This is a genomic window from Halobacteriovorax sp. RT-2-6, from assembly GCF_047085025.1.
In the GTDB taxonomy this organism is placed as follows: domain Bacteria; phylum Bdellovibrionota; class Bacteriovoracia; order Bacteriovoracales; family Bacteriovoracaceae; genus Halobacteriovorax_A.
In genome coordinates, this window is sequence record NZ_JBKIYH010000001.1 from 45,485 (window position 1) to 58,632 (window position 13,148).

Genomic DNA, 13,148 nt, shown 5'->3' on the forward strand with positions numbered 1-13,148 from the left:
CCATGGGGGCCTACACTGTCTATAGTGACGGTGGATGTCGTGGAAACCCTGGACCTGGAGCGTGGGGGGCAATGGGACAAAATCCAGATGGCGTCGTTTTCTTTGAAAGCTCTGGCTTCGAGTATCAGACAACTAACAATCGAATGGAGCTTACTGGTGCCATTGAATCATTGAAGTCACTAGAGAATGAATTGGAAGAGATGGGGCTAGATCATGGACATGCCGCTTTCCTTTATAGTGATTCGAAATATGTTGTTGATGGAATTACGAAATGGGTTCCTGGTTGGAAGGCACGTGGTTGGAAAAAAGCCGACAAGAAGACTCCAGAAAATATTGAGCTGTGGCAAAGTTTTGATGAAGTGGCAGGACGTTTTTCTAATCTTCAGTTTCGTTGGGTAAAAGGACATAGTGGTCATCCGCAAAATGAGCACTGCGATATGTTGGCCAATAAGGCAATGGATGAAAATATTTAAGGCTTGAAAAGCAGACCAAAGCACTTTAATCTATTTATATAAATATTAATTAGTAAAAAGACTTCAATAAATTTAGACAAAGGATGTTAAATGAAGAAACTACTAGCAACAATGGCAATCGCGCCATTACTATTTGTTTCATGTGGTAAGAAAGAGGAAGTAAAGCCTGAGACTGAAAATGATAAAATCTTCTATTCAGTTGGACATGTTTACGGAAAGAGATTTAAGGATTTCAAACTTACTGAAAGAGAAATGAATAACCTTGTTCAAGGTGTTCGTGACGGTATGACTAAAGATGCAACTGATATTGATACAAGACAATTTGCATTTAAATTTAGAGATATCGTAAACCAAAGAATGAGCGAAGTATCTAAAACAGAAAAAGATGCAGGTGCAAAATTCCTAGAAGAATTTGTTGCTAAAGAAGGTGCTAAGAAGACTGAATCTGGTTTAGCTTACAAGATCATTGAAGCTGGTTCTGCAAAGAAGCCAACTGAAACAGATACTGTAAAAGTTCATTACAAAGGTACTTTAAGAGATGGAACTGAGTTTGATTCTTCTTATAAGAGAAATAAGCCAATCGAATTCCCTCTTAACAGAGTTATTAAAGGTTGGACTGAAGGGATGCAACTTATTGGTGAAGGTGGAAAAATTAAGCTAGTAATTCCATCTGAGCTTGCTTATGGTGATCAAGGTGCTCCTCCATCAATTCCTGGTGGCGCAACACTTACTTTCGAAGTTGAACTAATCGAAGTTCTTCCAGCTGCAAAGAAATAATTCTTAATCGAATTAATCAAATAAAAAGTCGATAAAGTATAGGCCTTCTTAAGTTATCTTAATGAAGGCCTATTTTTTTTCACATCAAATGACATTCAATTTTCGTTATGCTTTCCTTTTACTATTGTTTCTAATTAGGGAGGAAAGATGAAAGTAATTCTACTGATTGCCTTATTGTTACAACCTGTCTCTGAAGCTTCTTTCTTTAAGCATAAAAGAGAGAAAGAATCATTCTTTGCTTATATTATTAGGATATTGATTAAGCCTTCAATTCCTCATGATGGTGAAGGTGATACTTAAAAGGCATATCCTACAGATAGGCCAAACATTGTTTGATCTGTCGATTGTTGGAAGCCATCTGCGAATTCTTCATCAGTTTGGATAGCATCAAAATTAGCTTTGAAAATAAGTGATTGAGAAGTTGAAACCTTATACTCAAGACCTAAGCTGACTGATGGAAGAAGCATTGCGCTTCCAACTCTAACTGTATCTTGGATACTCGTTTCAGAACGGCCAAAGCCTGCGCCTAGTGAAATAAAGTAGCTGAAGCGATAACTCCAACTATTATTAAATGAAATTTTTAAGGCCGCTGTCCCCATCATTCTTTTGGTTTCCTGCTCAACATTTGGATTTAGAAGTGTCAGAAGGTCTAGATCGTAGCGAAATCCTATGATTGTTTGAAAAGTTTGATTAATAGGGATGGCGTAGTTAAATTGAAACGTGTCACCAGTTCTCGTTCCATCATTATTAATACTTGAACTTGTCGATTCACTTAAGCCTTGATTCTTCCCGTAGAAAAATTCAAATCGATTATCATAGCGTTGAAATTGTTTTTCTCTAAGAGACATCTCTTCTTCTGCTAGCATCTGTTTGTATTTTGCATCTCCAAGAATTTTAGGGATTTCTAACCATACTCGCTCAGGAGAGTAGTTAACTGTAACAATTTGACCTTTTTCAAAAGGCACGCGCATATTATTATCAGTCACAATCCACTGAGAGTATTCTTTCGTTATGGAGATAGCACGGGCCGTAAAAGAAATCTTCTTCGAAGAAAATAGAGAGACTTGTCCCTTTACAATATTATCAACTCGTCCTTTTCGAATAACAAAAGACATTCCATCATTAGCAATATTTTGAATAACAATTAGGTTTGTATTGAGGTCATACTTTTCGGCAAAGGACGCTGTGGCCATTGATAGAAATGTAATTGTGACTAAAAGAGTTTGCAAAAATCTTTGAACGCTATTCATATAAGTATTTTATAACCAATGACAAGTTTAAGAAATCATTGGCAAATACTCCTTATTTGCAATTGATAACCAAGTGCTTTGGTATAGTAATATTAATAGTTTAACTTTATTTATTAATCTCCGATATGAAATTAGGGATTTATGGATATGAAACTTAATAATGCATTTTACATTCTCTTCGTTGTACTTTTTGTCGCGTGTAAGCCGGTGAGTAATACCGCTCGCAATAACGTTGATTCATCAGACACTTCTGATATTACTAAAAGACATCAGATTACACTTATTGAAGTTTCTTCAAATCAATTGATTCTTAATGGGACAAACCTTTCAACAATAAGTGCTGTTAAAACAAAGAATGGCCCACAAGTTATTAATTTAAATATTTTATCAAAGTCAGCAAATATGGTGAGGTTAGGAGTACCTAATGGTTTAAAGATCGTTGGTGGCTTTATTTATGACCTTATTGTTACAGATGCCTTTGGACAAACAGTGACATCTGTAAGTTTTGATGTCCAAAATAGTTCGATTTCTACAAGTAAAATTCAAGATGGAGCAATTACGAATTCGAAATTGAGTTCTCTTGGCGCATCTAGTGCAGGACAAGTTTTACAGTATAATGGATCAGCTTGGGTTGCTGTTGATTACCTTGGTGGCTCAAACTACTTAGGTCGATTAATTCTTGATGCTGGAGGAGGAGTTACACCACCTTCTGTAGCAGGAGTTAATAATGGTGACTTCTATGTTGTTAATGATGCAGCACCAGTTGTCGGTGATCTAAATGGTGATGGAAATATTGAAACCTTCACTGCTGGGGACATCATTCGCTTTAATGAATCGACTAATAAGTGGGATCTGCAATTAAGTAATGGTAGTTATGCTGGCCCTTGGGATATTAGTGGTTCACATATTAGACGAGTAGGTTCAGGTGGAAAAGTTACAATTTCTGATGATCCTTATGAAGGCCCTTCAAAATTAACTGTAAGTGGAAATATTGCAGGCCCTACTACTGCTGAAGAAAGTATTCTACTGCATGTTGGTGGAAATGTTAGTTCTGGTTTAGGATCTAGTTGGGCAAGGGCATTATCATTTGGTTTAAGACAAGAGCATAATGCCACGATGGGAGTATACGGAAGTAACACTAATGTCGGTGGGATGAATTACTTCTTTATCGATGTTGATGGAGACGGAGATAGTTTAACTTCATCTTTTTGGAATTCTGCTGAATTCTATATCGACTCTTCAGGGAGAACATCAGTTGGTGGTATTCCTAATCCACTATATCTGTTCTACGTTTATGGTAACTCGGGAATAAATGGAAACTTTAATGTTTCATCGACTGTTACAGCTGCTGCATTTGTAGGGGACGGTTCTGGGATTACAAATATTAATGCTATCAATATGACTAATTCTGGAACGACGACAATAACGGCCGGTAGTTCTGGACCTGGTGATATTGCATTTCAATCTGAATCTTCAGATTTTGCTCTCTACGATGCAAATGGTTTTCTTTCATTTGGGCACACATCAAATCTTGGAACATTCAATGCGACTGCTCAAATTGATGTTCGTAGTGACTCTGGAGATGCGAGTGGACAATTCTATTCTTATGGTGGAAATCAGTCATCAATTAATCTTGCAAGTTCACAAGGTCTAATCACTGCACCTTCGATGACAACAACTAACGATGTTCTAGGTCTCTTAAACTTTGGTGGAGATACTGGTAGTGGAATAGTTAATACTGCAAGTATTCGCTCAACTGCGACAGAAAATTTTAGTGCGACAAATCTTGGTACTGAATTGAATTTCTATACAACTGCAAATACTTCTAATACTCAACAAGAAAATATGAGACTGACAAATAATGGAAGGCTATTAGTTGGTAGTTCTGCCGTTTCCAATACATCGGGTTACCAGATGGTTGTTGGTGGAAGTACTCAACTTGCAGGCAATCTGAATGTTACAGGTATTTCTCAGTTAAGTAGTACTGTTGTTTCCGGAACACTTTCTCATACCGGAAATTTATCAACAACAAATTTAACAGCAAGTGGGACAATTCAAGGAAATGGAATTACTTCAACAGGTGGCCTTGTAAATACAGGCGTACTTACAAATAATGGAAATGCTGTTGTAAATGGAGCTCTACAGGTTACGGGCGCCGCTACTTTTGACAGTGATATTACTGTCACTGGTAATGTGGATTTTGGAAATATTTCTGTTAATACGATTGCAGGTGATGCAACGACAAGTTCAGCATTCTTTGGTCAAGTTACTTCAGCACAAAAGATTATTTCTCAAGGTGGAATTGATAATGTTGTTTTTAAAGGTGGAACGCTTAATAATTTTGAAGTTCTTGTAGATAATGGAACTGGTATAAAGCTTGGAAATATGAACTCAGCAGGAGCAGTTGGCTCAAGCCTTCCTGTTACAATCACTACAGCAAATACTGATCGTATGACTGTTACGGCAGCAGGTCGTGTTGGAGTTGGAACAACGACACCTTCAGAGCAATTTCATGTCGTAGGCAATCTAAGAGTTCAAGGTGCAACAGACTGTACGCTTGGAGGTGGTGCCGGTGCCACGAACTGTACATCTGATGAAAGATTAAAAGATAATGTTGTCGAAATTGAAAATGCACTTGATAAGATTAAGGCACTAAAGGGGGTTGAATTTGATTGGAATGAAAAATCACTTTCTCCTGGAATGCACTCAATCGGTGTAATCGCTCAAGATGTTCAAGCGCAATTTCCAACGGCCGTCATTGAGAATGCAGATGGATGGCTATCTGTGGATTATGCAGTCTTAGTGTCGCCACTTATTGAAGCTGTAAAAGAGCTAGATAAGAATATTTCCATGTATAAGCTTATGAGTGAAGGTGTTGAAGTTCAGTTGGCAACAAATACTCGTGAGATAGCTACACTAAAAGAAGAAAATAATAAGCTTAAAGAAGAAAATGAAGAAATGAGGCAAGCACTTTGCTCGCTTAATCAAAGTTTCAAATTTTGCAAATAGAAGAGAGCGCCTGTCAGTTATTTAAGGCGTTTTCATTCTTTAGTGCATATCTAAGTATCCATAATTACATAAATATAGAGGCGGGATCAGCTATCTTCTATAATATTGAAATAACATAAGTGTTTGTTTGTCTTTATTTAAAGTTAAGAAATATTTTGGCGATAAGTTATTGGGATACTTGGGAAAGATAATGAATCGTTTACTTTTATTTACAATATTTTTAAGTGCTTTCATCGGTTGTACACCGCAGATGAATTCTTTGAAGCAGGCAAGCTGTGATGATGGACACTATTTCGATGAGATCACAAGAAGTTGTGTTCTAGATGTATCTCCCAAAGCTCCAGTTATCACGACAACTTCAGTCTCTATGATGGAAGATGCGCTTAAGACAAGTTTTCCAATCTCTTTTACTGATCAAAATGGGGGAATCCCAACTTCATGTACGATCGTCAATAGCTCTTCAGGCCTTAATCAATCGATTACAATTGGTTCAATGACTTTTGAAAGAGTTAATACTTGGCAAAATGCAATTAACTATGCTGATCTATATATTGAACTTGTGGACAATCCTTCTGTTATTGCAGGATCAGAACTTGTTTCAATTGCAACAAATACAATCACAGTACAAATTGATTCTGGATTTTCAACTTCACTTCAAATTACGAATGCTATAAATTCTAGTTCATTGATTAACCCAATTATCGTGGCCTCAATTACTGGGCCTAACACAACAGAGAGTCCAACTCCTGGAATAAAAATGTTAGGTGCTACTTGTGAATGTATTAGTGGTACTTGTTCAATGGATATTGAACCATCACGCCATATTAATGGTTCATCATATATTGATTTCTATATCAGTGATGATGATGGTGATAGTGCCGTTTCAAGATTATATGTTGATGTGACAAATGTTGATCAATCACCAAGTGTTGCTGCAACAAGGTCTGCGACAGTAAGCGAAGATGACTTAATTACTTTTGTTTTTGATAGTGAAGTAAATGAAATTCCAGTTTCTGGATATTTTGATTATGATGGAGACTTTGCAACTTTCTGTAGTGCTAACTCAATTCATGCAAGTGTCCAAAACTCATCAATTTCATGTAACTGTTCGCTAGGTAAGTGTACTTTAGCCTTTAGAGCAAATACAGATTACTTTAATGCTTCTTCAGAGGCCATGGTTGAGTATCAAATCTATGCAAATGGAAAGTACTCTAATACTGGTGTTGCTTCTGCAAGAATTGTTGAAGTCGATGATGAGCCTGTTGCTGCTAATATTATCACTGTTACAGTGGATGAAGATAGCACAGGAACGCCAGGTGCCCAAACTGCCGTTGGTTTTTACTTTCCAACTGCATCAGATGATTCTTATATGGGATTTCCAAGTTCAGATCTCCGTTATAAATTTAAAAATTTAACAAATTATTCAGATATCCAAGGTTCATGTACAGGTGCTCCTGGAGATAACTTTCATGCTAATAGTGTTGATGATGCCACTTATTGTAATCTCTACTTCGATGGAGATGCTAATGGTGTCTATACAGTAGAATATCAAATTTCTGACTCACCATTACCTTTAACGAGTATGGCAGATTTCCATACAACAGGTTATATCAATGTTGTTATCAATGCTAAGAATGATCCGCCAGTTGTTGCAGGTGGGCCATTTACGCATACAATGAATGAGTCTTCTGATTGGAATAGCGTAAGTGAAACGATTTCATTAGGTAGTGTTTCTGATGTCGATAATACAACATCGACTCTTACTGTTTATTTTATCGATGGTAGCGGAAGTCGTATTAATACGATGGCCGGACAAAGCTCTGTCTCAGGAACAGAGGGGACAATTAAGGATTGTGCAATTTCTTCAGGTGGTGCAATTACATGTTTATACGAAACCCTCAATGGTAATAGCGCTAATACGCTAGGTACACCTGATGATTTCCAATTTGTTGTAAGAGATTCAAGTAATGCGGAGTCTGTTGTTCAAACACTTGATGTTGTTGTTCTTGAAACATCTGATGCACCTGTTATTTGTAATTATTCTGTATATAATCGCCGCGCTGGACGTACCGAGTGTGGTGTAAATAACTGTATTGGAAATGGAGCACCTAGCTTCAATCCTACGTCACACGTAAGTAATGACCCTGTCATTTATTTTGATCGCACAAACGGCCTATGTTATGAATCAATTGATACAGACGAGTGGTCAGTGGCCTCTAATAACGGTACTCAAAACGCTAGTTACATGAGTGATGTTATCGTTGGTGAAAAAGAAGATATTATTATTGATAATGTTATTATTAGTGAAGGTGGAAGTATCAATGAAGCTTCTCAAACAGTAACAATTGAAAATGTTGTTTCAACTAATAATGTACTGATTCAGCCAATGAATATTCAGTTTTTAAAAGATACTGATCTAGATGGTGAATATAGTGAAGCCGGAGATCTTGCTGCTGTAAATGGTGCTATGGCAAGTGGTGTAATTGATAATGGAATTTCTATTAATGAAATTCTAAGAATAAAAATGATCCCAACGGCATCTCAATTTGGTGAGACAACGATTTCATTTGATCTTGTGGATAATGGAACTGGATCACCGAGAACTTCTGTTTCTTTCAAAGTTAGAGTTGAGCCGCAGACAGTTGCTCATCATGGTTGGGCAGATGTAAAGGCCCTTGGTACAAAGGTTAACCATTTTGGAATTCGTGTTGAATCAAACTTTACTTGTTCACATTCTCTTACTAAGTGTGACGGTGGAAAAGAGTGTTATGGAACGGTTGCTCCAAACACATCAAATGTAAAACCTGATTCTGCTGGTGCTATTTACCGTACGGCAGGAAATCTTTGTTATTATTCAACTGGAACGACTTCAAGTGATTGGGTACTAATTAATAAGTCTGTTGCATGTAATATCTCAGAGGTTAATCGCGACTACACAACTGATGGACTTTTAGAAGATACGACAACAACTTGTGATGATCTTGGAAGTGCAAGTTGTATTGGTGATGTAACATATGATTCAGGTGATGCTAGCTCTGTAAGTGTTGTTTTCAATTCTCAAACTGAGACATTACTTGCAAGTGATAATAACGGAAAATTCTTATTTAATACTGCTTATCAGGCAACTACTGGTCAGGATTGTTTTTATTCAGATGGATCAAATTGGATTCCTTATCATGGTACTTCTAGAGTGAACCTTGAATGGGAGAATTTCACTGTCGGTACTTCTGGAGCAATTCAAGGCTACAATGTATATCGTAAGAAGGCCGGCCCTCTTTATACGTTTAATTATAGCAATCCACTAAATAGAGAACTTATTACTTCGTCAAATACATATGTTGATAACGGTGAGAACTCGCGTTTAGCTCCTGTTCCAAACCACACTTATGTTTATGAAGTTAGACCAGTTCTTAGCTACACTAATCAGCTAGGGGATAATGAATCTCTAGAGATTACAACTAATAATAATGTTGCAAAACTAACTGTGGTTGCACCTCAAGAAAACTTTGCATTTGTACATCGCTGGATGGTTAATAAGAAGGCGTGTGAGATGATGCATTCTGATTCGTTTATCGATAGTAACTATGTATGTGAGTATAAAGGCTTTGGTGATACTGCCTCAGCTCTTGGAACGATTGGTTCTGTCTATGACTTTGGTAAGGACTTACTTGTACCTCGTTTTGAAATGGGATGCCCTTATTCAAAAACAAGCTGTGATACAACTGATGGACAGTGTGTGGCCCAAAATCTTGGAGCCTATGATGGTCCTGACGGATCAATCTTCTATGAAAGATCAACTGGTACTTGTTATGTTAAAAACGGAACTTGGCAAAACTTTTCAACTCAGACTTTAGACTCTGCTGTTGCATTCCAGTCGTTCTTGCCACCATTAACTAATATTACTAACTCTAGTGCTGTTAATGCATGTACAACACTAACTGGCGCTCCAACGATCGTTGGTTATGGTGCTGCTACTACTTATAAGCTGCCAACTCGTGATGAGCAAATTGCTTATAGTGCATGGGATGTTAGAGCGACTTCTGATGCTAATGTTGAAGTTGTGGAAAGAGGACTTGCGCTTAATTCTTCAAGTAAGTGTAATGCTTCATTAGCAAGTGGGCTTGAGTCTTCGTTCATGGATATTGATAACTTAAGCTCATCAGATATTCATACAATTCCTGGAACAAATTCTTCAGGAATTCGCTCTTTGCATACAGGTTCTGTATTCACGCAAGATTGTACATCTGCCTTTGGTGTTCAAGATGCTGTAGGAAACGTTTCTGAGATTTCTAATACGGCCTATAGCTTCAATGCTAATATTTATTCTTTTGCTTCAATTGTTTCAACTAAAGCTGATATCTATGGTGGGACAGGTGATTATCTGATGGATTCACTCATTGGGCCATGTAATGACTCTGATGGCGACAATGATTGTGACCTAGAGCTTGAAAGTCATTTATTTGAAAATGTTTCTGATTATAGTGCAAGATATTTTAACTATGTTTTCGGTATTCCTATTTCAAATGCAGCAAAAGCTACTGAAGATGCTATGCCAGGAAGTGTTATTAATGATTATACTCTAAGAATCGGATCGACTGCTGGTATCACTAACTCACAACTTCACGATGATGAGATCTTTAGAATCTTTGACAATACTGGTGGAGTTAACGGAAGTATGGCAAGTGGTGGTGATTATTCAAGTCTTTCGGGTGCTGGCGTGTACGCATTTGAGTTTCTTCCAGATACTGAGGCAAGTAGTCGAATTGGTCTGCGTTGTGTTATCGAACTTGATCCAAATCAGTATGACTAATTGGTACCCACTTCTAAATTTATGATATAATCTTTAAGCATCATGACAATGAATGATTCTTGGGAGAAGGTTATGTTCTTTGGTCGCAATCGCACAAATACTTTAGAAGATTTAGGTAAAGGAAAGATAATATCTTTTCTTAATCAAAAGGGTGGGGTTGGTAAAACAACAATGTGTTTTAATACTGCCCATGCCTTGGCCCAGAAAGGTCACAAAGTTCTTGTTATTGATATGGACCCTCAAGCGAATATGAGTTACTTGTTTGGTCATGAAGAAAGTAGAGAGAGTATTAGTATTTTCAATCTGCTTCTTAATTCAATTAAAGAACTTAAGCATCTGCATTCTTCAACGATTTTCGAAAAAGTTGTTTTCAAGTCCGAGTTAGGTGTTGATCTACTTCCGGCGGCCCAAGAATTATCTGGATTTGAATTATGTGTCGCTGCCATTAATTCTCCAAGACAAACAATTCTAAAAAAATATGTAGAACAAGCGGGATTAAGAAAACGCTACGATTATATTCTTATTGATTGTCCACCAACTCTTGGGCTTTTAGTTGTTAATAGTATTTGCGTCAGTGATGGAGTGATTGTTCCATTTAGACCAGATGATTTTTCAATGAAGGGGCTAGAGCATTTTTATGGGATGTTATCAGACATAGAAGATATGGATATAGTGAAGCTTCCAGAGATCATCACTCATATTCCGAATCTAATGGATACGAGACGTAAGCAAGAAGAGAGTGATCTTGATGAGATTAAGGAACTGATTCGTAAAGTAACTGGAGATGACCGCTTCATTGCTCCATTCTTTAATAAGGCCCAAATAGTGAAATCACAGGCCGCTAAGAAATCAATTTATGCTTATAATTCTAAGGAATATCAGCCGCTTCATGAACAATTTAATAAAATCGCAAATTTAATTGATTCGTGGAATGATTCGACTTTATAACTATAGTTAAGAGACAAAAAAGGAGCTTTCGTGGCCACTATTAAGAACCCATTATATGTTGTAACAAACGAAGGACGTGACGTGGAAGGTGTCGCTACTTATATCGAATTACTAGTCAAGAAATTTGGTTTGCAGCCGTATCTTGATATTCTGGACTCAATGATTGCGATGCTAACAAATCAGGTTGGAAATTACGGCTTTTTCATTGCCCTTCAAAACTTTATTGACCACATTGCCGCTCAAATTGAAAAAGTAGTGGAGTTTGCTTCACGCATTATCTAAAAAATGCTAGACTCCGACTCATATTGACTTAAGGAGTTCATTTTGCAAATACAAGAAAGAGTTGACGCACTTATTTCAGAATTTAATGGATTTGGTGATTGGGAAGATCGCTACATGCACATCATTTCTCGCGGGAAACAGATGGAGTCCCTACCTGAAGATTTACAACAAGAAGAATATAAAGTTAAAGGATGCCAGTCTCAAGTTTGGCTAATTCCAGAGCTTAAAGATGGAAAAGTTTTTTTTCGTGCCGATAGTGATGCGGCCATCGTAAAGGGGATTGTTTCAATTCTAGTTGGTGTCTACTCAGATGCTACACCTGATGAAATTCTCGCAACTAAGCCTGACTTCTTAGATACTATTGGTCTTCGCCAGCACTTATCAATGTCTCGTGCGAATGGACTTTCAAGTATGATCAAGCAAATTTCAATGTATGCCCTTGCTTATAAAACTAAAATTCAAATGGGATTATAATCTATGTATTTAAATAATATTCGTCCAAGAAGAAATAGAAAGAATCACGCCATGAGATCTCTAATGCGTGAAACAACGCTAACAGTAGATGATCTGATTATGCCACTTTTTATCGTAGGTGGAGAAAATCAAACGATTCCTGTAACTTCAATGCCTGGGATTAATCGCTACTCACGCGATCTAATTGTAAAGGAAGTGAAAGAGCTTTGGAACCTTGGCATTAAATGCGTTTCTCTTTTTCCTGCGCTTGATGATTCTATTAAAGACCGTTTTGCAACAGAATCAAAGAATCCAAATGGGCTTCTACAAAAAACAATCAAAGATATTAAAAACGCATGTCCTGATATGCTTATCATGACTGACGTTGCCATGGACCCATACTCAAGTGATGGTCATGATGGACTTGTTTGTGAAAAAACAGGTGAGATCTTAAATGATGAAACTCTGGATATTCTAGCAGGGATGGCACTTGCTCAGGCCCAAGCGGGAAGTGATATCATTGGTCCATCAGATATGATGGATGGAAGAATTGCTGTTATCCGTGAGGCCCTGGATAGTGAAGGTTTCTCAAATACACAAATTATGTCGTATACGGCCAAGTATGCTTCAGCCTTCTATGGGCCTTTCAGAGACGCTCTGGATAGTGCTCCTAAAGCAGGTGATAAGAAGACTTATCAGATGGATCCGGCCAATGCTATCGAAGCTCTACGTGAGATTGAGCTTGATGAAGCAGAGGGGGCAGATATCTTAATGGTTAAGCCAGGTATTAGCTATCTAGATATCATTGCTAAAATGAAAGAGCGCACTAATCTACCTGTTGCCGCTTATAATGTATCTGGTGAATATGCCATGGTTAAAGCAGCAGCTCAAAATGGCTGGGTTGATGGTGATGCCGTAGCAATGGAGATGCTTACGAGCTTTAAGCGCGCTGGATGCGATATGATTTTAACGTATTTCGCTAAAGAAGTGGCCGTTCAATTTGCCAAAAACTAAATTTATTTGACCTTAATAGGGATGTAGGCCTTAGCTCTTTTCTCGCGGGCCTGCTTCTCTTTCACTGAAGCAATTCCAACTAAAATACCAACGATAATAACAGGAATCCACATAATCACTCCTTGGTTCCTT

Annotated in this window: 10 protein-coding genes; 9 read left to right on the forward strand and 1 reads right to left on the reverse strand. The window is 37.5% G+C overall.

Features of this window, described 5'->3' with window-relative positions; all coding sequences use genetic code 11:
* Positions 1-2: 2 nt before the first annotated feature.
* The 3 genes from ACMAYS_RS00215 (at position 3) to ACMAYS_RS00225 (ending at position 1,550) form a co-directional block, all read left to right on the forward strand.
* Positions 3-473, forward strand: coding sequence for a ribonuclease H family protein (locus ACMAYS_RS00215; RefSeq protein WP_103217557.1), 471 nt, complete (start codon positions 3-5; stop codon positions 471-473).
* Positions 474-563: 90 nt separating this feature from the next.
* Positions 564-1,250 carry an FKBP-type peptidyl-prolyl cis-trans isomerase gene (locus ACMAYS_RS00220; RefSeq protein WP_103216992.1) on the forward strand — a complete coding sequence of 229 codons (687 nt, stop codon included), beginning with the start codon at positions 564-566 and terminating at the stop codon, positions 1,248-1,250.
* Between the two features lie 147 nt (positions 1,251-1,397).
* On the forward strand, positions 1,398-1,550 hold the full coding sequence (locus tag ACMAYS_RS00225) for a hypothetical protein (protein WP_158246795.1): 153 nt from the start codon (positions 1,398-1,400) through the stop codon (positions 1,548-1,550).
* Here the strand turns inward: ACMAYS_RS00225 and ACMAYS_RS00230 are convergent.
* Complete coding sequence (locus ACMAYS_RS00230; protein ID WP_412462508.1) at positions 1,547-2,443, reverse strand: hypothetical protein; 897 nt, start codon at positions 2,441-2,443, stop codon at positions 1,547-1,549. The two genes, ACMAYS_RS00225 and ACMAYS_RS00230, sit on opposite strands and share 4 nt — an antisense overlap.
* Before the next feature lie 204 nt (positions 2,444-2,647).
* Between ACMAYS_RS00230 and ACMAYS_RS00235 the strand changes: the two genes are divergently transcribed.
* The 6 genes from ACMAYS_RS00235 to hemB all read left to right on the forward strand — a co-directional run bounded on the left by ACMAYS_RS00235 (position 2,648) and on the right by hemB (position 13,016).
* Entirely contained in the window at positions 2,648-5,509 is a 2,862-nt protein-coding gene (locus tag ACMAYS_RS00235; RefSeq protein ID WP_392992221.1) for a tail fiber domain-containing protein, read from the forward strand.
* Positions 5,510-5,699: 190 nt separating this feature from the next.
* Complete coding sequence (locus ACMAYS_RS00240) at positions 5,700-10,319, forward strand: hypothetical protein (protein WP_412462509.1); 4,620 nt, start codon at positions 5,700-5,702, stop codon at positions 10,317-10,319.
* Positions 10,320-10,361: 42 nt separating this feature from the next.
* Positions 10,362-11,267: a ParA family protein gene (locus tag ACMAYS_RS00245; RefSeq protein WP_103216996.1), complete on the forward strand. Its 906-nt coding sequence runs from the start codon at positions 10,362-10,364 to the stop codon at positions 11,265-11,267.
* A gap of 30 nt (positions 11,268-11,297) precedes the next feature.
* Complete coding sequence (locus tag ACMAYS_RS00250; protein WP_103216997.1) at positions 11,298-11,549, forward strand: hypothetical protein; 252 nt, start codon at positions 11,298-11,300, stop codon at positions 11,547-11,549.
* A 42-nt stretch (positions 11,550-11,591) separates the two neighbouring features.
* On the forward strand, positions 11,592-12,023 hold the full coding sequence (locus tag ACMAYS_RS00255; protein WP_103216998.1) for a SufE family protein: 432 nt from the start codon (positions 11,592-11,594) through the stop codon (positions 12,021-12,023).
* 3 nt (positions 12,024-12,026) lie between these two features.
* Complete coding sequence (hemB, locus tag ACMAYS_RS00260) at positions 12,027-13,016, forward strand: porphobilinogen synthase (protein ID WP_412462510.1); 990 nt, start codon at positions 12,027-12,029, stop codon at positions 13,014-13,016.
* Positions 13,017-13,148: the final 132 nt, after the last annotated feature.